15 protein-coding genes are annotated in these 21569 nt (G+C 44.4%); all 15 read right to left on the bottom strand.

Features of this window, described 5'->3' with window-relative positions; genetic code table 11:
* Nucleotide 1 precedes the first annotated feature (1 nt).
* The 15 genes from astA to ACHUFI_RS11485 all read right to left on the bottom strand — a co-directional run bounded on the left by astA (nucleotide 2) and on the right by ACHUFI_RS11485 (nucleotide 21527).
* Complete coding sequence (gene astA / locus ACHUFI_RS11555; RefSeq protein WP_394249258.1) at nucleotides 2–1021, bottom strand: arginine N-succinyltransferase; 1020 nt, start codon at nucleotides 1019–1021, stop codon at nucleotides 2–4.
* Nucleotides 1022–1114: 93 nt separating this feature from the next.
* The gene (locus ACHUFI_RS11550) at nucleotides 1115–2326 is read right to left on the bottom strand and encodes an aspartate aminotransferase family protein (protein ID WP_394249256.1); all 1212 of its coding nucleotides are present in this window, start codon (nucleotides 2324–2326) and stop codon (nucleotides 1115–1117) included.
* A 379-nt stretch (nucleotides 2327–2705) separates the two neighbouring features.
* On the bottom strand, nucleotides 2706–3284 hold the full coding sequence (locus tag ACHUFI_RS11545) for an aminodeoxychorismate/anthranilate synthase component II (protein WP_394249254.1): 579 nt from the start codon (nucleotides 3282–3284) through the stop codon (nucleotides 2706–2708).
* A gap of 176 nt (nucleotides 3285–3460) precedes the next feature.
* The gene (locus ACHUFI_RS11540; RefSeq protein ID WP_394249252.1) at nucleotides 3461–4357 is read right to left on the bottom strand and encodes an endonuclease I family protein; all 897 of its coding nucleotides are present in this window, start codon (nucleotides 4355–4357) and stop codon (nucleotides 3461–3463) included.
* 47 nt (nucleotides 4358–4404) lie between these two features.
* Nucleotides 4405–7785: an ExeM/NucH family extracellular endonuclease gene (locus tag ACHUFI_RS11535; RefSeq protein ID WP_394249250.1), complete on the bottom strand. Its 3381-nt coding sequence runs from the start codon at nucleotides 7783–7785 to the stop codon at nucleotides 4405–4407.
* 113 nt (nucleotides 7786–7898) lie between these two features.
* Nucleotides 7899–11096, bottom strand: coding sequence for an ExeM/NucH family extracellular endonuclease (locus ACHUFI_RS11530; protein ID WP_394249248.1), 3198 nt, complete (start codon nucleotides 11094–11096; stop codon nucleotides 7899–7901).
* Nucleotides 11097–11117: 21 nt separating this feature from the next.
* Nucleotides 11118–12224, bottom strand: coding sequence for a porin (locus ACHUFI_RS11525; protein ID WP_394249246.1), 1107 nt, complete (start codon nucleotides 12222–12224; stop codon nucleotides 11118–11120).
* A 397-nt stretch (nucleotides 12225–12621) separates the two neighbouring features.
* Entirely contained in the window at nucleotides 12622–13641 is a 1020-nt protein-coding gene (gene trpS / locus ACHUFI_RS11520; RefSeq protein WP_394249244.1) for a tryptophan--tRNA ligase, read from the bottom strand.
* A gap of 126 nt (nucleotides 13642–13767) precedes the next feature.
* Nucleotides 13768–14454 (bottom strand): phosphoglycolate phosphatase, encoded by a 687-nt coding sequence (locus ACHUFI_RS11515; RefSeq protein ID WP_394249242.1) that lies wholly within the window; start codon nucleotides 14452–14454, stop codon nucleotides 13768–13770.
* A gap of 100 nt (nucleotides 14455–14554) precedes the next feature.
* The gene (gene rpe / locus ACHUFI_RS11510) at nucleotides 14555–15229 is read right to left on the bottom strand and encodes a ribulose-phosphate 3-epimerase (protein ID WP_394249240.1); all 675 of its coding nucleotides are present in this window, start codon (nucleotides 15227–15229) and stop codon (nucleotides 14555–14557) included.
* A gap of 234 nt (nucleotides 15230–15463) precedes the next feature.
* Nucleotides 15464–16297: a Dam family site-specific DNA-(adenine-N6)-methyltransferase gene (locus ACHUFI_RS11505; protein WP_394249238.1), complete on the bottom strand. Its 834-nt coding sequence runs from the start codon at nucleotides 16295–16297 to the stop codon at nucleotides 15464–15466.
* Nucleotides 16298–16366: 69 nt separating this feature from the next.
* Entirely contained in the window at nucleotides 16367–17920 is a 1554-nt protein-coding gene (locus ACHUFI_RS11500; protein WP_394249236.1) for an SPOR domain-containing protein, read from the bottom strand.
* An 83-nt stretch (nucleotides 17921–18003) separates the two neighbouring features.
* Nucleotides 18004–19092, bottom strand: a complete 1089-nt coding sequence (aroB, locus tag ACHUFI_RS11495; protein WP_394249234.1) for a 3-dehydroquinate synthase — start codon at nucleotides 19090–19092, stop codon at nucleotides 18004–18006.
* Nucleotides 19093–19115: 23 nt separating this feature from the next.
* A complete protein-coding gene (gene aroK / locus ACHUFI_RS11490; protein WP_137358568.1) occupies nucleotides 19116–19634 on the bottom strand; it encodes a shikimate kinase AroK in 519 nt (172 codons plus the stop codon).
* A gap of 174 nt (nucleotides 19635–19808) precedes the next feature.
* Nucleotides 19809–21527, bottom strand: coding sequence for a type IV pilus secretin PilQ (locus ACHUFI_RS11485; RefSeq protein ID WP_394249232.1), 1719 nt, complete (start codon nucleotides 21525–21527; stop codon nucleotides 19809–19811).
* Between the last annotated feature and the right edge of the window lie 42 nt (nucleotides 21528–21569).

Raw genomic sequence — 21569 nt, 5'->3', positions numbered from 1 at the left:
CTTACTGAGCCAACATGCGAACAAAATCGCCTTCTTTCACTTCCAATGCCACTGCCACTTCAGGTGACAAAATCACAGTATCGCTTGCTTGGTCGTAAGCGCCTTTTGCTGCGGCCGCGCGGAAGTTTTCAAATGAGGTATTACCAATCAAGAAATCTTGAGAGCTTGAATGCTCTGCAACCGTCACCTTGGCTCGAATTGAATGTCTGACTGATTCAATATTACGAAGGTCACATTCTACTGTTGGACCCGCATCGAAGATGTCCACATAACCGCGGTTAGTAAAACCTTCTCGCTCTAGCAGCTTCAATGCAGGACGAGTGTTATCGTGCACTTGGCCAATCACATCTTGTGCTTCTTGACTCAGCAGGTTGACGTAGATCGGCAGCTTTGGCATCAAATCAGCAATGAAGCCTTTCTTACCAATTCCTGTTAAGTAATCAGCAAGCGTAAAATCGATAGAGAAAAAGTGCTCTTGTAGCCATTGCCAGAAAGGCGAATTGCCTTCTGCATCAGACACGCCACGCATCTCTGCAAAAATCGTCTCAGAGAAACGCTCTGGGTGCTCGGCCATGATTAAGAAGCGGCATTTAGACATCAATCTGCCGTTCAATCCACCACGAAATGCCGGGCGTAAGAACAACGTACAGATCTCACTACAACCCGTGTAGTTATTGCCAAATGTCAGCAGCTTCACCACATTGTTCACGCCAAGCTTTTGAGAAGAGTGTACAACTTTGCTGATATGGTAAGAATAAAATGGTACGTCCCAGCCAATCGATGCTTCTATGCCGGTCGTGCCTGCCACTTCTCCAGTTTCGCTATCAAAGCCCACCATTAGGTAGCCTTCATCACCCGGTTCAGTCACGTTGGGTTTAGCGAAGCTGTATTCAGAGTGGGTAATTCGGTTGGTTAACAGTTCTTCGTTAACCGGAAGAGATGTGAATCCATGTCCTGATTCCACGGCGCATGTATGAAGCGCATCGTAGTCAGATAATTTAATAGGGCGAACAACTAGCATCAATACTCCCTCCAGATGCAAAACAGGCCCAAAACTAACAGCTGGGCCTTATGGTTTACGCCATATCGAATCCTGATATGGCGTCACCTGTTACTAAACTAGAGATGCAATCGCTTTATCTAGTTTAGCCAAACCTTCTTCTATTTCTTGTGTTGTGATAACTAAAGACGGAGTGAAACGAACTACGTTTGCTCCAGCCACTAGTACCATCAAACCTTCTTTGCCTGCCGCAACCAATACGTCACGAGCACGGCCTTGCCATTCTTCATTCAGTGCCGCGCCAAGCAATAAGCCTTTACCACGAACTTCACTAAAGATTTGGTACTTATCATTAATCTTAGTCAAACCTTCACGGAATAGCGCTTCACGCTCTTTTACACCCGCTAAAGTTTCAGGTTGGCTTACTACGTCTACCACTGCTTCCGCAACTGCACACGCCAGTGGGTTACCACCATAAGTTGAGCCATGAGTACCAACTTTAAGGTGTGGTGCTAATTCGTCAGTTGTTAGCATTGCGCCGATAGGGAAGCCACCACCAAGAGATTTTGCAGTGCTTAGGATATCTGGCTTAATGCCTAGACCTTGGTAAGCGTAGAAATCACCAGTACGGCCGTTACCCGTTTGAACTTCATCAAAGATCAATAGTGCGTTGTGCTTATCACACAGTTCACGTACCGCTTTCACAAACTCTGGAGTCGGAGAAATAATTCCGCCCTCACCTTGCAGTGGCTCCATCATGATTGCACACGTGCGGTCAGAGATCTGAGCTTCAAGTGCTGCAACATCGTTGTATGGTAAGTGAGTTACATCACCAGGTTTAGGACCGAAACCGTCCGAGTATGCCGCTTGGCCACCCACAGTGACAGTAAAGAAAGTACGACCGTGGAAGCCTTGTTGGAATGCGATGATTTCAGATTTCTCTTCACCGTGAACATCCGCTGCCCAACGACGAGCTAGTTTAAGTGCTGCTTCGTTTGCTTCTGCACCAGAGTTGGCAAAAAACACTTTGTCGGCAAAACTTACGTCTGTCAGCTTCTTCGCTAAACGCAGTGCTGGCTCGTTTGTCATTACATTACTTAGGTGCCATAGCTTATTTGCTTGCTCAGTCACCGCGTTCACCATTGCAGGGTGACAGTGACCCAAGCAGCTCACCGCAATGCCACCAGCGAAATCGATATATTCGCGACCTTCTTGGTCCCAAACTCGTGCGCCTTCCCCTTTTACAGGGATCATTTCCATTGGGTTATAACAAGGCACCATCACCTCATTAAAAAGACTACGTTCTACTTTATTTTCCACTGTCATCGCACATTCCTTCTCGATACCGCATGCTTCGCAAATAAGCGTAATGATTCATAAGCGAGACAAAAATATTTTGTTCCGCTTTTATCCTGCTGCAGCATTGTATTTACATTTAATTAACCATTTCAATAGTAGATTATTCTTTCACTCCGCAAATCAACTGAGCAAACATCACTACTTATGACTATTTATGCATCAAGTAATCTATTTTATGAAGCTTTTTTTCACTAATGGTATAGCAAACAGTAATTAAGCTCAGCGCGTACAACCGCAGCACCCTATCCGCACTAAATACGGCGAATAAGTTTGCAAAGAGGAGGATTGTGAAAATGAATGAAAGAAATGTTATAAAAAGTGATCGCGGTCAGACAAGGTTAAACACTTAACGGGCCAGAAAGTTAGCCAGCAACTGGTGTCCTTGCTCTGTTTTAATTGATTCTGGGTGAAATTGAACAGCATCGATCGGCAAGGTTTTATGCTGGTAACCCATGATTTCATCCATAGAACCATCTTCAAGCTCAGTCCATGCGGTCAACTCAAAACAGTCAGGTAAAGTGCCATTTTTGACGACCAATGAATGATAACGCGTCACGGTCAGAGGGTTATTTAAGTTTTGGAAAACGCTTTTGCCATTGTGGCGGATAGGAGACGTTTTCCCATGCATGACTTGTCTTGCTCGCACAACTTCACCACCAAAGACTTGCGCGATCGCCTGATGGCCCAAACATACGCCCATAATCGGCAGTTTACCTGCAAAGTGCTCAATCACCGCCAGAGATATTCCTGCATCGTTCGGTGTACACGGACCCGGAGAAATTACTAAATGCGTCGGTTCGAGTGCTGTTATTCCATCAATATCTATCTCGTCATTACGAACAACTTTCACAGTTGCCCCTAACTCGCAGAAGTACTGGTACAAGTTATAGGTAAAAGAGTCGTAGTTATCGATGATAAGTAACATGAGTCGAAATCGTTTGCTAATGGCTGATTGATTGGAGGTGTAGGGGCGGTATTGTGCAATACCCATAGGGAAAGGCAAGTGGAAACTGCACCAGACAAAAAAATAAGGTCAACCGAGGTTGACCTTAATTGTTTACAGTTTGCCTCGTAAAAAGCCTAACTGACTAGAAGTATCACCTACTGGTCACAGTCTTTCCTAAAAATGGACTCACCCCAATGAGGGTTATCGACAAATGGGTTTCGGTTACCCTGAATCTCTTGAATTTTACTATTTCGATCAAACTCAAAGTGATCGACAGGGTCTTGCTCATTCCACTCAAGAAGCACACACACGTTGCCTAGAGCAGTACCGTTATTGGTTACGCTCGGTACAAGTTCAAGGTCGGGATTAGACACATCGCTTGTATCGTTACCCTCATAACGTGTTGCCATATAAAACATCATACGAGCAACATCACCCTTCACTTCATCACGCGGCTCAAATGAATCGCCATCACTATAGTTGCCTGGTGCTTCAGTAATTTCCGAACCACCATTGTCAAACTCCAAGTTACTACGCTTGCTGTTTACCGACTCATCGGTAGGACGTAGGTGGTGAATATCTGTATACGCCGATGCACGATCGTCATTGAACTCACCATTAGATTTAGGGTAAGTATGCTCACGGTTCCAGTTATCCTGTCCGAGGCTACCTTGTCCTGTTTTCTGACCTTTCTCTTGCGAGCGGCCAGTGTACAACAGAATAACGTTGCTCGAATTATTCGGGTCTTCGTCAGTTACGTCCAAAGCATCCCATACATCAAAACTACTCGATGAATATGGCAATTTCGTTACACCTGTCGATATGATGTTATTCAGCGCTTCTTTCAGTTCATCACCTGTTTTATTCAATGCGCTGTCGTAATAGCCATCAGGGTTATGCACTTCACCCGGTGGTACTGGTGGCTCAACGATCGTTGTTTGACAAGTCACCTTAGGTAACGTGCCTACAACATGCGGATCATGTGCTTGTTCATATGCAGCATTAACACTGAATGCACACGGAATAAGTAAAGTCAGTAGTGTCTTTTTCATACTTTTAATTAGGGGCGACAAAGCCCCTACTCCTTAATGCAATGAGGTTACTTGTTAAAACGACGACGTAGGAAACCAAGTCCTAATAGGCTCAATAGACCACCTAGGCCAAATGAACCACCATCGCTGTCAGAATCACTCATCTGAGTAATAGACACTTGCTGCGTTTCAATCACTTGACCTTCAACAGCTGTTGTTACTGTGTAGTCACCAGTCTCTAGACCTGAGATTGGCACTTCCGTCCAACCAAGCGCAATTTCGAACTGATCCAGAACGTCTTTTTGAACATTTGAAGACGTTGCCACAAACGCTTGAGTTGCATTGTTGAAGCTTACCGACACTTCATCACCCACTTTCAAGTAAGCAGAATTTGAGTATTTCGTTAGATCAACAAAGTGGTTAAAAGTCGCACCACCAACCGGAGACTCAGGGCGAGGCTCATTAATTGGCTCATCAGGAAGCTCTACTGGCGTACCCGGTTGTACTGGCTGATCAGGATCTGGGAATACAGGATCAACTGGGTCAATGGGTTTGCCGGCAAAGGCAATCGATAGTACAACTGGATCATGGCCTGCTGCGCGGAAAGAATCCGAGTATGCTTGACCAAGTTCGTGCTTAGCATCCAGTGTTTGAGATTCACCCGCATTGATATTCCAATGGGTTGCACCAATAACTTTCGACTTAAGTCCCGCAGAAGTTAGGATATAGTCGAGGCTACCATTCTCATCCCCTTGAACTACGTTGTAGCTATTTGGATCTACAATCTCCATTACGTTTTCAAAACCGTAGCTATCAGCAACAACGACACCTTCTTCGTGCAGAGACTCTTCACCGATAAAGGTTTTTTCAGCCGTCTTGATCTCATAGTTTTCAGGCGCACCTGAACGATCGGTTAGAACTGTAATTGCATCTTCGTTATTAAATGCATTTAGACTACCAAGAATGACTTTTTCGCCTTCCATTTCAGCCAACTTCTGGCCTAGGTAATCCGCAGCAGACACCCGTAGATTTTCACAACCACCTTGACGATCGTCATCCGACGTATCTTCCAAACAAACTTGGTCTTTATCCGCAAAGTGGCTTACCGCAACCACAAGTTTTTCTTCACGATCTTTAAACGAGAACACTGGTACAACTGCTGCGTGTTGAGTCGTAAACTCACCATTTTCAGCCTCTTGCTTCGGCATCGGGATCACTTGCAGCGAATCTAAACCGACTGTACTCGGACGGAAAATCACAAAGTTAGCTGTCGCTAGCTCACCAACCGTTGTTAAGCCTTCGCTGCTAGCGATGTTGTACTGCTTAGCCTCTGGGAGGTCAGCATTAAGCTGAGTTACTAGGTAAGAAATTGCAGAACTATCTTCAAAGCCGTTGTTTTCAACCTCCATCAGACCAACGATGTCCGCATCAAGCGCTGTTAACGCCGCAACAAGCTTCGCTGTTTGATGATCAAACTGAGTTGAATCTTGCGCGCCAGGTGTTGCATCGTAGGCTAAGAAATCATTAGCCTCACCACTACCTTGCAAGCTGTTAAAGTACTCTTGAGCATTGAATGTTGCGATACGTACGTCGCCATCATCAACCTCTGGCGTTACATCACGGTTGTTACCACGAGCAATGAAGGTATCGTTGTTTGCATCTTCTGTTACGTAGAAGCGGTAGTCTGAGTAGGAGTACCCAAGCACACCCTGAAGGTTACTCGCACGATCGCCTACACGAATGAAGTCTTCAGTCGAACCATTTTGGTCAATATCAGTTTTAGCAAAGTCTGGATACCATGCCGGTGCACCAATAGTATCTTTCTTAAATGACTCAACCACTAGGCGTGCGTCATCGTTACAGTCAGCGGCTTTTTCTGCTTGATCAGTACCGGGAAAATTCGCTTGGTTCGGGTGAACATTTGCTTTCCCTTGGCTAAGGACTAGGTTGTAACGCTTAGGACCTTCATCAAAGCTGTAGCTACGCGAAACTCGCATATCAACCATCGAAGTCAGGTTAACCAGCATGCCTTCATGACGCTCTAAAGTGAAATCAAACTCTGAATCTGAAGTACTTTGCTCAAGGTTAACTGCCGCTACAGAGCCAGTACCAACAGCGGTAATGGCTGTTGCTGGAATTTGAGTCCAACCAAAGTTTTCCTCTACAGGACCAGTTACCTGAACCTTATCCCCTACACTTAAGTCAGTTACATCACCGACAACAAAAATACCGTCAGAAGTTTTCGGGTCGTTATCTGGCGTTTCATCTTGCATGTAGAAACCAACGGCAACATCACCATCAAGCGCTTCGCTTTGAATTGCGGTGATAACCCCTTCCACAGTGAAGGTTTCATCGGAGATAAACTTGCCATTGGCTGGATCGGTGTACGGAGAAGCCCAAGAGCCGCCCTGAAGTTGACTGATCAAAGTATCTGGCGTTGGATCTGGGTCAGGATCGGGATCTGGGTCAACCGAGCCATTAACTTTACCTAAGCCATCAAATGTGTCTTTTACTAGCTCAGTCCAGTCCGAGTCATTGTAAGTAGTTGACGGCGATGTACCATTTCTTTGCAAAGTAACATCTTTACCCCAACCACTCGCAGTTGGAACCGCACCAACAACATCAACCAGGCTATCGCCATTGAACAGACCGACTGCGTCGCCACCATTGTGATACAAACCACCGGTGATTGAGCTTACGCCATCATCTAGCGTGATATCTGCAGAATCATGCAGAACAACTAATACCGAGTTTGCAGGTAATGTTTGCCCATCAAGACTTACCATATCCAATGGGCTTTCATCGCCATCTTTATAACGAACAAGTTTGTAGCCAGTTAGATCAATATCTTCAGAACCGTTGTTATAGAGTTCGATCGCCTTGTTGTTTGAGCTGCCTTCTACGTATTCAGTAATGACAACTTCCCCTGCACCACCGCCACCTAACTCAACTTTGCCGATATCTTCCCAGTTATCTTTTTCAAGGACTTCAAACTTTGCTGGGTCATAGCTTGTACTTGGAGTCATGTCGATACGCTTTAGCGTGACATCTTTGTTGTAGTCCGTATCGTTAACGTATCCCAAGATATCGACAATATTTCCATCTTTTTGCAACGAAATAGAGTCATCGCCATTGAAATAAGTAATTGTGCCTGTCGCATCTCCTTTTGCGAGCAAGTCTTCAGTCGCTTGTGCGTGAGTGACTACATGCGTCTCACCTGAACCTAAAGTGACCTCAGACAGGTCGTACTCATTATCCCAATTTCCGCTGCCGTTCGATTCAATAAAGAGGCTGTAACCTGACAGCTGCACCGAAGACGAGCCAACGTTTGCAACTTCAATCGCTTTGTTATTGCTAGAACCTTCAACGACTTCTGAAATAACAATATTCGCATTTGCAATAGGTGCGATAACCGCACCAACAGCAATCGCTATTAAACTTTTTTTCATGTTTGAACCTCAGAGGTAAACAGATTTATATCCATATCAGCCAAGTTAACGCTGTGTTTCCTAGGCTTTACTCAAAAGAAAGGGTTAGTAAAAATGACTAACCCTTTTACCAGTTACTGACGGCGGCGGCGCAGGAAACCAAGACCCATCAGTGACAACAGAGCACCGAAGCCGAAGCTACCACCTGAACCATCGTATTCGGGAGTCACTGGCGAAACATTGCTTGAATCTTGCTTGCTAATGTTGGTAGACATTGTCATAGAATCAATAACTTGAGAAGAAGACGCCCCAGCATTTTGTGCAGCAACACGGTCTCCCATTAGCTTCATCGAAATCGTGTAAGTACCCGTATCAAGGCCAGCCACGTCAAACATTACTGTTTGTGCACCGTCTTGACTCAACGTTACTTTCGGCAAAGAGACATTTTGTGGTTGTGGAGAGATAGAGATTTCAGCAACATCACCAGATCTCGCATCAGCCGAAACCGGGAATGCGATGTCAGCACGGCCGCTCTTCACAGCAATATTCACATTCGACTCACCCGCTTCGCCGTACTTGTAGCCTAGCGATACCATTGCTGGATCGTGGTCAGAAGAACGAATTGGTGTTTCTCTACCGAATGGGTTAGAAGCCTCATCAGATGCTTTCTTGTAGTTACTGTAATCATTCAATGAAGATTCAGCCGCATTGATATGCCAGTCAGCAGCATCAACCAAACGATCTTTCAGTGAAGGCGTGATTAAAAGATGATCCAGAGAACCGATCTCGTTGTTGTATGAGTAACTCCAAGCTGTTTTGCCTGCTGGTGTTTTCAAGTCAACCGCATTTAGGTAGCCAAATGTTGTCGTGATCTTTTGACCATTCTTTTCAAACAATTCATCACCAACAAAGGTGTAGCTTGATGCGTAAATGTCTTTGTCTGTTGGGTTATCGGTAAGAACAAGCATTGGATCTTCATAGGTGTATGAGTTCATGTCACCCAACACGACTTGGTCACCACCAATTTTTGCCATCTCTGTACCTAACTGGTACGCAGCTGATACGCGGAAGTTTTCACAAGAGCCTTGGTAATCATCGTTGCGAACATCATCGTTCACTGGATCAAAGTCAGCCCAAGTTTCCCAACCAACCCAATCTTCATGACAAGTAGAACCTTTCGATTTCAAGTGGTTAATCGCAACCGTTAGACGCTTACCGGTATTAAGAACTTGGAATGTCGCCGCGACGGTATTACGCTGGTAGTTGTCACCACTTTCACGAACCGCACCATCACCATCAACAATCGCGCCACCATCAGGGTATTCCACTAACGGAGCATGCTGTTCAGGCATTTGAATAATACGACCTGACACAATCGAAACTTTAGACGGACGGTAAATTACACCTGATGTAATCGCATCAGTACCTATAGTGTCGTTTTCATCTAGGATGGTATCTCCATTGCTATCGAAGCCAACAAAGACATAGCGATTGTGGATAGAATCTTGATCACCACGCTTCGCGTAGTCTTCTTCATCGTATTTTGCATTAACCGATGCTAAAAGCGTCTTGATTGCACCAAAGTCACCAAAACCATTGTTCTCAATTTCCATCAAACCAAGAATATCTGCGTCTAGGCCGTAAATCGCTTCTACAATTTTTGCTTTCTGCAGTTCGTATTCTTCTTCCGACTCTGCACCACGGTTATCACCAAACTGATTTGAGCTACCACCGTAAGGAGAGTTAAACAGGTTCAATACGTTTTGCGTGGCAACTTTAATGGTAAAACCAGCATCGTATTCTTCATTAATGATGTCATACTCACCAGAGCTTGAAACTGGACGTGGTGTATTTGGCGTAATATCAGCACTTGTCATCTGATAACCACCAGCATCAGGATCCTTCACCACCAAGCGATATTCATCGTAGGTGTACGCAATCACACCTTCTACGTTCTTAATCCCGTCGTTAATACGAATTGGGTTGTCGTAGCTAAAGTTAGCGTAATAAGGGATTTCGCCATTGCTTGGGGCTTTTTCACTATCGAGGAATAGAGTGGCATCACGGTTTTGTTCGATCTTAGCAATCGATTCGAAGCTGCCAGCTACATATTCTTGATTCGGGTGGAAGTTTGGCTCTTCGTACGCTAACGCCAAGTTATTACGGAATTGGCCTTTGTGGTAAAGTTCAAAGTCGAAAGCAAATGCACGCGTTACGCGCATATCTTGATTGCCCTCTGTTTCATCATCCATGTCTTCAACAAGCTTAACGAACATGCCTTCATGACGCTCTAGTGTATTGGCAAAAGATGCGCCGTCTTCAGGGAGACGTTTGAGCTCAACAGGGGTTGGAGGAGTAATATTATTGCCCGTTTCAACCCAATCTTCCGATAAATTAAACTGCGTTTGACCAAAGTATTCACGAACGCTACCAACAACGGTAATTTCTGTACCGACTGCAGGTTGAGAGCTTGAATATACAAACAGGCCATCAGAAGTAAGCGGGTCACCGTCGTTATCGTAAAGGAAAAAGCCTTTTGACAGGCCGTTCCCTGCACTCGGCAATACGTACCCCACATACGCCGTTAGCTTGTACGAAGCTTCAGTTTCATAAAACTGATCTTCTTTTAGTGACGTTCCAAATTCCTCTTCAACCAGTGGAGAGAATTTACCCGAACCTTGCACTTCAGCTAGAGTCACTTCAATCGGCGGTGGCGGTGGTGTTGGTGGCTCTTCTAGCGTCAGTTTCCCCAAATCTTCGTAAACATCTGTACCAACGTTAGCCCAATGTAGCTCAACATATGAGCTGTCTGGCGTTGTCGCATCATTAGTACGACGTAAGGTGACCTCTTTACCCCAGGTTGATCCGCTGACACCAATAATGTCGTGAATGGTATCTGGGTTATCATCAGCCCCAATCCAAACAGGATCATCTCCATTAAAGTTCAATGCGTCATGCCCAATACCACCGTAGCTACCTGAATAAACGATAGTGGCACCATTCGCTGCAACCGCATCTTTCAAATCAGAAGTCGCATTGTCGCCAACGACAACGATGCTTTCCCCGGCAGCAATCGTGACGTCTTCCAGTACAGGTGTTACATCATCCGGCTTAAGAACTTTGTTTTTATAACTGCTGTAATACAAAGCATGATCGGTAAAGGTAAAAGACGTAGAGCCTGTATTGGTGATTTCAATCGCACTGTTAATTGCGTAGCTATCTACGCTCGATTCTACGTACTCTGTAATCAGAATATTATTTATATCCGCCAGTGCAGCGCCGCTAAGTACACTACTAATCGCACCAGCAAGTAGAGTCATTTTTTTATTCATTTCGATATCTCTCTGATTTAATTAGAAGTAAACACGAGCGTAAGCGTAAGCATCTTGAGCTGCTTCACCGGTGTTCCACTCAAATGCGATCACGCTAGAACGTGTTGGACGGTAGTTAACGCCGAAGGTGCTCCATACACGCTCATCACCCCAGCTGTAATAATCTTTGCCGTAACGAGCACTATAATTTCGGTTCACATCACCCCAAGATTGGTATTCCTCAAAGTTATACGACGCTGTAAATTCCCATACTTCAGAGAATTTATATCGAACAGAAGCTAAATAACCTTTGTTATCTTCTGTTTGGAAATCATTGTATTGCTCAACTGGGTCCTCTTCTCCTGGCAAACAGTTGTCAAGGCATGTAGGATCTTCACGGCTTCTATCTTCTTCTTCAATGAATGCATTTAAACCAAGATCCAAATTATCCGTTACAGATATACGAGCCCCTACACCATATAACAGTTGTTCACCGTACGATGATGAGCCATCAGAACCACCGCGAGCTTCCGCACCAGCTACTACAGAGAAGCGATCGCCAAAGTAACCAATGTAACCATTGACGATTTCTCCAAGTTCAGAGCCAGAAGAAGACTCAGCACGGTTGGTGTATGAAGCGCCAACTTTGATCGAACCAAAGTAACGGCCTTCGTACTTAGCCGTCATGTCTTGATCGCCAGCTTCGCCTGTTTCAACTGTGGTATCGAAAGTAAAATCACCCCACTTGTCGTAGTCATCAAATGCAGTATCGGTTAGACCTACTTCTACGTAGTGCTCTTGGTTCTTACTCTTGTACAGGTCGTATCCAATAAAGACTTTATCGATCGCCAGAACCATATCACCTGAACCGCCTTTCCAGTTCTCACGCTCATAGTCCAGCTCTAAGCGATAATGCATCTTGTCGTTTTTACCCTTCACTCCCATAGTTGCGAAGGAATCGTCAATGAAATTTTGGTCGGCGTAAAACTCACCGTAGTCGTAGTTAGCACCAATATGGCCACCAACACCGACCTCACCATAGAGTTTTACGAAGTCACCGTTTTCATCTTCATAAATAGTGACAGCATTCGCTGCACTGGCTACAAATAGAGAAGACAAAGCCAATGCAATAGCATTCTTTGAAGTCATATCTAAATCCTTGTTCAAGACATTATTCTATTAATGATTTGGAAAGCTTTGGGGCAAGGTATCGATTGCTATGGCCAATACCATAGAAGGTAAAAATACAACACCGACCACTTATACAAACCAGCAGGTGGTGCGTAATATCCCTGTTTTATGTAACAGCTTGAAGTCATCCGTATTACAAATGAGATGTTTATCACTCGTTAAGTGATAATTTTATGAGTAAAAGTTTTGTTTCAACAAATAACGACATATCTCTGTTCAAACATCGAACAACTTTATGTAATTTTGAACTAGGACTCAGAAATAATTAAAACCGGGGGGATTGGAGTGGTCTTTAAAAAACGGACAGCAAAAAAAAGCCACCTATTCGGTGGCTTGGTAAGAGCTTAAAATACGACTACGGACGTGTCACAAACCCTACAGCTTCGTATGCTTTTTTCAATGTAACGGCAGCGCGCTCTGATGCTTTTTCAGCACCCGCTTTCATGACAGTGTCCATGTAAGCACGATCTTCTCGGATGCGCTTGTATTCAGATTGAATAGGTTCAAGCATTTCAACGATAGCGGCACCAACGTCTTTCTTAAATGGGCCGTACATTTCAACACCTTGGTACTGAGCTTCAATTTCTTCAAACGTTTTGCCGGTTGCCGCTGAGTAAAGGCTCATCAGGTTAGAAATACCCGCTTTGTTTTCCCAATCGCTGGCAATACGTGGTGGTGTTTCTGTGTCTGTTTGGGCCTTGTTGATCTTCTTAATGATCGACTTAGGCTCTTCTAGCAGAGTGATAACATTTTTACGGTTATCGTCTGACTTAGACATTTTCTTGGTTGCGTCTTGCAGGCTCATTACACGCGCATTCACTGTTGGAATGTACGGCTCTGGAATTTGAAAAAGAGGCTGCTCTGGCGTGCTGTACAAGTTATTAAAACGCGTTGCTATATCACGAGCTAACTCTAGGTGCTGCTTTTGGTCATTACCGACCGGCACTTGGTGTGCACCGTATAATAGAATGTCGGCAGCCATAAGTACTGGGTAACCGAATAGACCTGCATTTACGTCGTTCGCGTAACGTGCAGATTTATCTTTAAACTGAGTCATTCGGCTCAGTTCACCCATTTGGGTGTAACAGTTAAGAAGCCAACCAAGCTGAGCATGCTCTGGTACGTGTGACTGAACAAATAGCGTGCTCTTCTTTGGATCAACACCGACAGCAAGACAGATTGCTAATGCGTCTAGAGTCGCTTCATGCAGCGCTTTCGGATCTTGACGAACCGTAATTGCGTGAAGGTCTACAACACAGTATTGGCAATCGTAATCATCTTGCATCTGTTGCCATTGACGTAGAGCACCCAAGTAGTTACCGATACTTAGTTCACCTGATGGTTGAACACCACTCAATACGATGGGTTTGCTCATGCTTATGATTCCTTTGACTTCATAAAAATTCGATTAAAAAAACCGTGTCGAATTTATCAACACGGTTTAAGCAGTGTACTCATTGGCGAGTATATTACTAGAGGCTTTCGCTAAGTTTTCTGTGCTTTATGCTGAAACTAGGACGACTTCTAGCAATTGCGCAATGTCATCCGCAACATAGTCAGGATTAGATACAGAAATTGACTCACCATGGTTGTAGCCATAAGTTAAACCAAATGAGTAACAGCCCGCATTTTTAGCGGCCTTAATATCATTGCTTGAGTCGCCTACCATCAACATTTCTTCCGCTTTTACAGCGTGCTTTTCTAGTAGCCAGTTCAACGCCATTGGGTTCGGCTTTTTCTCTGGGAATGAATCACCACCGATAACATCAACAAAGTATTTATCGATACCATGTTGCGCTAACACATCCGGAACAAACTTAGAGGGCTTGTTGGTCACCAGCGCCATTGTGAAGCCAGCTTTATCGAGCTCTGCCAAAGTCTCTTTGACAGATGGGTACAGATGACTCAGTTTGTGGCCGCCTTGCTCATAAAAGTCATCAAACATAACCCGGGCTTTTTTCAGCAGCTCAGGTTCAAGGCTTGGATCAACCGTTAGGCTTTGACTCAGAGAACGTCCGATAAGAACATCGGCACCATTACCGACATAATCGCGAACTTGCTCTTCAGCGACTGACGGGAAGCCGAGTCCCTGACACGCTTGATCTGCTGCGACAGCTAAATCTGGCACGCTATCTAGCAAGGTTCCATCCAAATCAAAGGCGATCAGTTTTATTGCGCTTAATGACATCTTACTTTCCTATTAATATTGTCGTCTTACAAGTTGAGCGATAAGACGTAAAAAGGGGCTAATCAGCCCCTTAATCTAAATTCTGTGTCTAGTTCTACTTTTATGCGTTAACTTTTGCAAGTTCTGCACGCATTTGGTCAATCACTTCTTTGTAATCTGGTTGATTAAAAATTGCAGAACCAGCAACAAACATATCAGCGCCAGCTTCGGCGATCTCACGAATGTTGTCTACCTTCACGCCACCGTCAATTTCTAAACGGATGTCACGACCGGATTCATCAATCATCTTACGCACGGCACGTAGCTTATCTAGCGTATTTGGAATGAAAGACTGACCGCCAAACCCAGGGTTTACCGACATAAGCAAAATCATGTCGACTTTATCCATGATGTAATCAAGGCAAGACAATGGCGTCGCTGGGTTCAATACCACACCCGCTTTACAGCCATGCTCTTTGATCAATTGCAGAGTTCGGTCAATATGCTCAGAGGCTTCCACATGGAAAGTGATCATTGATGCCCCCGCTTTAGCAAATTCAGGGACAATATTATCAACCGGCTTCACCATCAAGTGAACATCGATAGGCGCTGTAATACCGTAATCACGTAGAGCCTTACAAATCGGCGCACCAAAAGTCAGGTTGGGTACGTAATGGTTATCCATTACATCGAAATGCACCACATCTGCACCATCTGCCAGTACACGCTCAACATCTTCACCAAGACGAGCAAAATCTGCAGACAAAATAGACGGGGCGATTAGAAAATCTTTCATACCTGACCTCTTAAAAGTGAGTAAATGGTGACATAGCGCCATTGCATAGTAATGAATCAAAACCATACAATTATTTGTGCGCAATTCTACCTAAGCCACTAGCGAGATCCTAGAGCTAGAAAAGATAAGTTGAAGAAATGTTAGCTAAGCAGCGATTAGCGTCGTTCAAAGATATGAAGCAAAGTGATATGAGAAATTTGAGCTCAGGAAATCATCACCGACAGTCGTGGACAATTAACACTGTTGATTCTTTTCACTGTGGAACAAAGCCAGCAGTTCATCAACCTTGTTACGGCCCGCTCCATTACGACTAATTGTTCGCTTCACTTTTACCACATTTAAATCGGCACCGTGATACAAACGTCGAGTCAACGTTGTGTCGTGATTAGAGATCAATACTGGAATGTCTCTTTCTATCGCCGCTTTTTCCGCAACATCTGCCAAGGCGGCTTGATCATCAAGAGAAAAGCCGTTGCCCGCATAAGAGGTGAAATTTGCAGTATTAGACAGCGGTGCGTATGGCGGATCGCAATACACTACGCACCCCTTTCTTGCTCGACGAAAAGTTTCTACATAACCTTCACAAACGAACGTCGCTTTTTGGGCTTTTTCTGCGAAAAACTCGAGTTCTGCTTCTGGAAAGTATGGCTTTTTGTAAGAACCGAAAGGAACATTGAAGCCACCCTTTTTGTTGTAGCGGCACAATCCATTAAAACCGAAACGGTTCATGTACAGAAACGCCAATGAACGGTACATGATGTTATCCGTTGCATTAAATTGAGCACGAATATCTAAGTACGCTTCTTTACGGTTATTTTCAGGACAAAACCAACGCTTAGACTCACTGATATAAGTCTCAGGGTCTGTTTTGAGCAGGTTATAAAGATTGATCAGATCTGGGTTGATATCTGCAAGTAGGTATTGGTCATAATCCGTATTCAGAAATACTGAACCAGCACCAACGAATGGTTCAACTAGCTTGCGAGCAGGTGGCAGGTGGCGTTGGATGTCTTCAACTAGGCCATATTTACCACCAGCCCATTTTAGAAAGGCACGCTGCTTTTTCATTTACTGCTCTATCTATCAACCGAAAAATAAGGCTGCGGAATGTAACATATTTTTGAGGGAAGCTCAGTGTTATTTCGCACGATCTATCTCTCGATGAACTTGATTCAACGATTTTGCCCAAGGCCCTAAGCTTCGCAAAGCTTCCGGTAAGCTTTCTACCGCGTCTCGTGCCACTTGAATCGTTGGGTAATCGCGGTAAGTAATAATAAACCACTCCGCATCATTACGTACGGTCGGGTAAATTCTTACTTCATTTTTAATATTGTATTTTTCGATGAATGACTGAACATCTTCCAACGATGTCATCGCCCCTAACTGTAACGTATAACCTCTTGGTGACAAGGCTTTCAGCTCTTCTCGGGCAAATGAGAAAGTAATGGTAGTGGTCGGTTTTTCCGCTTCTTCCGATTCTTTAACCAACGCCTCTTCAGCCTTGGCATCAGGCATAACTTCGGTTTCGTTGGTTACCGGCTCACTGATATTTACTTCCGCAGAAAGTATCGTATTTTCTTCAACTGCAGCATCAATAGCACTAGTGTCGACAGACTTTGGCTTATCGTCTAATAATGCGTCCACAACGTCGGAAGTGATCACGACACGCTGCTGATCTTGTTCCACACTGCCTACGCTTGCCGTATCTCCAACCACAGCCGGTGGCAAAGAAGCAGAGTCGTCATCAGCCCCTTGATAGCTAGGATCCATCAATGCCGAGTCAGACGCTTCGTCAACATCGCCAACCATAGTGAGACTCGCATCGGCTTCACTCACAGCCGTCTCAAACGTCGGGATCACCGTCTGTTCGATAGGTGCGATAAGCGCTTGAGCTTTATCTTCTGCTGAGGGTTGGTTCAGCATCCACCAGTAGCCTCCGCCGATAACCACCAACAGCAATGCGACAAGTATGGCAATCGTGGCAGGAGAGCCTATGATTGAGCGAATAATAATCCTTTTTTCCACTTTCAACTCTCCTAGAGCCATTAATTCACCAGGGATAGGGTTTGTTTTTTTAAACGCAGACCGCACGCGCTTTTCTGCGTCATCTTCGACATAGCGAACCACAAGAGATTCAAAGAACTGCAAGGCTTCTATTGAAGTAAGGTCATCAATTTCCAGGTCAACCGGCTTATGCTCTTGCCCATAACTTAAACGAGTTAATAAAGAGTCTAAGTTTCCAGATTCAGAAAACAAGACAACGTTGATGGTCCACTCAGGTTTGGTTTGAGCTTCTAGCACTAGCATCCACAATTCTGATACGAGAGCTTCCGTCAACTGGTGCGCGTCGTCTACAACAATGACGACATCACATAATTCGCCATCAAGCAGCCTATCAAGGCTATCTGCTAAGGAGTCTTGTTGATTAAAGAGAGGGTCTGATACGATTTGACTAAGAATAGTCGAACGACGCTGAAGGTCATCTTGACTAGGGTGGCAAAGGAGTAAGCACTGGTTCTTTTCAGGAACCCATGCTTCGAGATAGCGTTGAGCAAGCCATGATTTACCGGAGCCAAGTTTCCCTCCGACTGTCACTAAATTGGAGCCAAAATTCGTCAGAAGCTGCAAGCGTTCAAGCAGCTCGATCTGAGATTCTAACTCTAATACCCTTAACTCATGAGCCAAACTCATTCGATGTCCCTACTGATGGTTGATCAGTACACTTAGAAAGCTGCTTAGCGAATAATGATACTAAGCAGCCTAAGTAACCATAATTAAAGAGTACGGCAGAAATCGATCGCTTGTTTGATTATGTCTTGAGGCACATCAGCAACGACTTCAGCTGTTCCAATACCAGTTGGCAATACAAGGCGCAACTGACCAGATAAGACTTTCTTGTCACGCATCATATGTTTCATGAAATCGTCAAAAGACATACTTTCTGGAGTATGAACTGGTAACTTCGCATTCTTGAGTATAGAAATAATTTGCTCAAGCTGCTGCTCGGAAATCAATCCTTGTAATTGCGCGGTTTTGGCAGCCATCACTGTTCCAGATGATACAGCCTCCCCGTGTAACCAATTACCATAACCTAGTTCAGCTTCAATGGCATGACCAAATGTATGACCTAGGTTCAATAACGCTCTGATTCCAGACTCTTTTTCATCTAAAGCTACAACTTCCGCTTTAATTGCACAGCATCGAGCAATCGCGGTGATCAATGCCGACTCATCCAGTTGATAAAGCTTTTCTAAGTTTTCTTCTAACCAAGAGAAAAACTCAGCGTCGTAAATGATCCCGTACTTAATAACTTCAGCAATACCAGCGGCGAATTCTCGCGGCGGAAGCGTTGCTAAACAATTAGTATCAATAATCACAGACTTAGGTTGATAAAAAGCCCCAATCATATTCTTACCAAGAGGATGATTGACCGCCGTTTTACCACCAACAGATGAATCTACTTGAGACAATAAAGTCGTAGGGATTTGTACAAAGTCGATACCACGCTGATAACAAGCAGCTGCAAAACCAACTAAATCACCAATAACACCACCACCTAACGCAATTACCACCATATCGCGGCTGTAATTACCTTCAAGCAAATAGCCCATTACTGAATTAAATGTTTCTAAGGTTTTGTATTGCTCACCATCAGGCAGCTCCAATAATGAAGCTTGGCAACCTATTTTATCCAAAAGGGATAAAATCTTATCAGCATACAAAGGTGCAACGGTTACATTACTGATAACCAATACTTTTTGTTTGGAAGATAAGAAAGAAAGGTACGCCGGGTCTTCAAATAACCCGGCGCCGATAGAGATTGGGTAGCTACGCTCAGCTAGATTGACCGTAATCCGTTCCATGGTTTGCTCTCCGAAAAATGAACTTAACGTTCTTCTAGCATTTTTACGATCTGGTTGGCTACCACTTTTGCACTTTGATCGTCAGTTCGAACTGTGTAGTCCGACACTTCTTCGTACAGTGCATTACGTGATGTCGCTAAGTCTTCTAAAACTTCGCGAGGATTGTCTGTTTGAAGTAAAGGACGCTTCTTGTCGCGATTAGTGCGAGCAAGTTGCTTTTCAATCGTTGTTTCTAAGTAAACAACGATGCCTCGTGCAGATAGACGGTTACGGTTTTCCTTGCTCATTACTGAACCACCGCCTGTTGCAAGAACAATACCTTGTTCTTCAGTCAGATCGTTGATTACAGATTCTTCACGTTTACGGAAACCTTCTTCACCTTCAACATCAAAAACCCATGCGATATCAGCGCCAGTGCGCTCTTCGATCACGGTGTCAGAGTCCAAAAACTCCATATGAAGTTGGGAAGCTAGGTGTCTACCAATTGTACTTTTGCCGGCGCCCATTGGGCCAACAAGAAAAATATTGCGTTTCTCAGCCATGTTTAGCAGTAATTTACAACGTTAATTCAATGACATCGCCACAAGGTAGGTCAGTAGTGATACTGAAATTTAAAGGCCTGTGGCACCGATTCCTCACAGATAATTCGTGATAAGACCCGAAATTATCAAGGTTAGGTGCCACTAATGCAACTTTATTTTCGATCTAATTGTACCTTACTGAATCACAACTTTAGGTGTAACGAATATAAGGAGCTCACTTTTACCCACATTTTCGTAGCTGCGCCTGAACAATGCGCCCAATAACGGTAAGTCTCCTAGCAGTGGAACCTTGTCCACGCTATTGGTAATACTATGTTGAAATATCCCCCCTAAGACGACTGTTTCTCCGTTATTAACCAATACTTGAGTCCCAATTCTTTGCGTATCAATAGCTATGGCCTCACCAGTACCCGTTTTCACCACCTGGCCGGGCCTATCCTGAGTGACGCTTAAATCCAATACGAGACGATTATCTGGCGTGATTTGAGGGGTGACTTTAAGGCTTAACACGGCCTTTTTAAAAGCCACCGACGTCGCACCACTAGAGGATGACTCTAAGTAAGGGATTTCAGTACCTTGCTCAATGTAAGCTGGCTTTTTATTGGTGGTGATTAAACGAGGGCTAGAAATGATTTCCGCTTTAGATTCACGTTGTAGCGCTGAGAGTTCCAAATCCAGTAATGTATCCGATCCGAGTTTTGCGACTTGGAAAGCTATGCTAGAGGCATTAGGAGACGTAGCCGCCAAGTTCACATTTAGGAAATCGTCGATACTAGAACTACCGCCTTCATTATCGTCTCCATCATCGTTACCGCCATCGTAAAGACCAATCGCCGCTAGGTTACTTTCAATAGAGCCACCAACAGTGTTATTGCCATTCGTTGAAGAAAAGCCCCAACGCACCCCGAGCTCATCAAGGTTGCCTTCATTGACTGTCACAATTCGCGCCTCTATTTGCACTTGCTTGACCGGAATATCTAGCGATTGCACAATTTCACGGATAACTTCAATGTTTTCCGGTAGCTCTCTTAATAACAAGGAGTTGGTGCGCTCATCTATGGTGATAGAACCTCTGTCCGATAACATACTCACTGCGCCTTCGCCGCCTATCATGTCGGCGATATCCGATGCTTTAGCAAAATTAATCTTGATGATTTCCGACTTAAGTTCCCCTAGCTCTTCTTCAAGGCGAGATTTCTCGAGCGCTTGTTGCTCTCGCAAATCTAGCTCCGCTTTAGGTGCCACCAAAATAACGTTGCCATCCACTCGTTTATCGAGCCCTTTGACTTGAAGAATAATATCCAGCACCTGTTGCCAAGGCACACCATCCAAACGCAGCGTTAAGTTCCCAGAGACCGAATCCGATACCACCAGGTTAAAGCTGTTATAGTCGGCGATTAACTGGAGCACATTACGCACAGGAATATCTTGGAAGTTAATCGAGATTAGCTTGCCTTCTTTTTCCAAAATGCTTTTCTCGACAACGGGAGTGCTGTCTTCAGGCTGACTAATGATCACTTCAATAAAACGATCTTTAAGGGTGTATTCGTAGTGGTATTCACCATTTACTTCCGCTAACAATCGCGTACTTGGCGACTCCCGGAACACTTCGATACTTTCGACCAAGGTCGAGAAATCTTTTACATCGAGTAAATATAATTTTTCATCCGACACTTCGGTATTCAATAGCTCAATGCTTAACCCTTCCTGTGCTCGCTGCACGTCTACAACCGCAGAGCTGGTTGCAAGTTCGATCAAGATCACCGCATCTTTATCTTTATTAAGCCTGAAATCGATACTCTTAAGCGCATTACTTGAAGCTGACTCCGCATGAATAAACAGCGAAAACATCAAGGTGACACAGAGCAAGACACTTTGAAAAACCTTATTCATGGGTAGCGTTATTCCTTTAATCATAATTTTACATCTCATATC

Origin of the sequence: Vibrio profundi (assembly GCF_043642225.1) — a bacterium.
GTDB lineage: Bacteria > Pseudomonadota > Gammaproteobacteria > Enterobacterales > Vibrionaceae > Vibrio > Vibrio profundi_A.
This window is presented reverse-complemented; position numbering and strand designations above follow the sequence as displayed.

What these genes read in the sequence shown, in the direction of transcription:
- astA (WP_394249258.1), bottom strand. Translation starts at nt 1,021, where the DNA reads ATGCTAGTTGTTCGCCCTATTAAATTATCTGACTACGATGCGCTTCAT.
- ACHUFI_RS11525 (WP_394249246.1), bottom strand. Translation starts at nt 12,224, where the DNA reads ATGACTTCAAAGAATGCTATTGCATTGGCTTTGTCTTCTCTATTTGTA.
- ACHUFI_RS11530 (WP_394249248.1), bottom strand. Translation starts at nt 11,096, where the DNA reads ATGAATAAAAAAATGACTCTACTTGCTGGTGCGATTAGTAGTGTACTT.
- ACHUFI_RS11515 (WP_394249242.1), bottom strand. Translation starts at nt 14,454, where the DNA reads ATGTCATTAAGCGCAATAAAACTGATCGCCTTTGATTTGGATGGAACC.
- ACHUFI_RS11550 (WP_394249256.1), bottom strand. Translation starts at nt 2,326, where the DNA reads ATGACAGTGGAAAATAAAGTAGAACGTAGTCTTTTTAATGAGGTGATG.
- ACHUFI_RS11540 (WP_394249252.1), bottom strand. Translation starts at nt 4,357, where the DNA reads ATGAAAAAGACACTACTGACTTTACTTATTCCGTGTGCATTCAGTGTT.
- ACHUFI_RS11535 (WP_394249250.1), bottom strand. Translation starts at nt 7,785, where the DNA reads ATGAAAAAAAGTTTAATAGCGATTGCTGTTGGTGCGGTTATCGCACCT.
- aroK (WP_137358568.1), bottom strand. Translation starts at nt 19,634, where the DNA reads ATGGCTGAGAAACGCAATATTTTTCTTGTTGGCCCAATGGGCGCCGGC.
- ACHUFI_RS11505 (WP_394249238.1), bottom strand. Translation starts at nt 16,297, where the DNA reads ATGAAAAAGCAGCGTGCCTTTCTAAAATGGGCTGGTGGTAAATATGGC.
- ACHUFI_RS11545 (WP_394249254.1), bottom strand. Translation starts at nt 3,284, where the DNA reads ATGTTACTTATCATCGATAACTACGACTCTTTTACCTATAACTTGTAC.
- ACHUFI_RS11500 (WP_394249236.1), bottom strand. Translation starts at nt 17,920, where the DNA reads ATGAGTTTGGCTCATGAGTTAAGGGTATTAGAGTTAGAATCTCAGATC.
- aroB (WP_394249234.1), bottom strand. Translation starts at nt 19,092, where the DNA reads ATGGAACGGATTACGGTCAATCTAGCTGAGCGTAGCTACCCAATCTCT.
- rpe (WP_394249240.1), bottom strand. Translation starts at nt 15,229, where the DNA reads ATGAAAGATTTTCTAATCGCCCCGTCTATTTTGTCTGCAGATTTTGCT.
- trpS (WP_394249244.1), bottom strand. Translation starts at nt 13,641, where the DNA reads ATGAGCAAACCCATCGTATTGAGTGGTGTTCAACCATCAGGTGAACTA.
- ACHUFI_RS11485 (WP_394249232.1), bottom strand. Translation starts at nt 21,527, where the DNA reads ATGAATAAGGTTTTTCAAAGTGTCTTGCTCTGTGTCACCTTGATGTTT.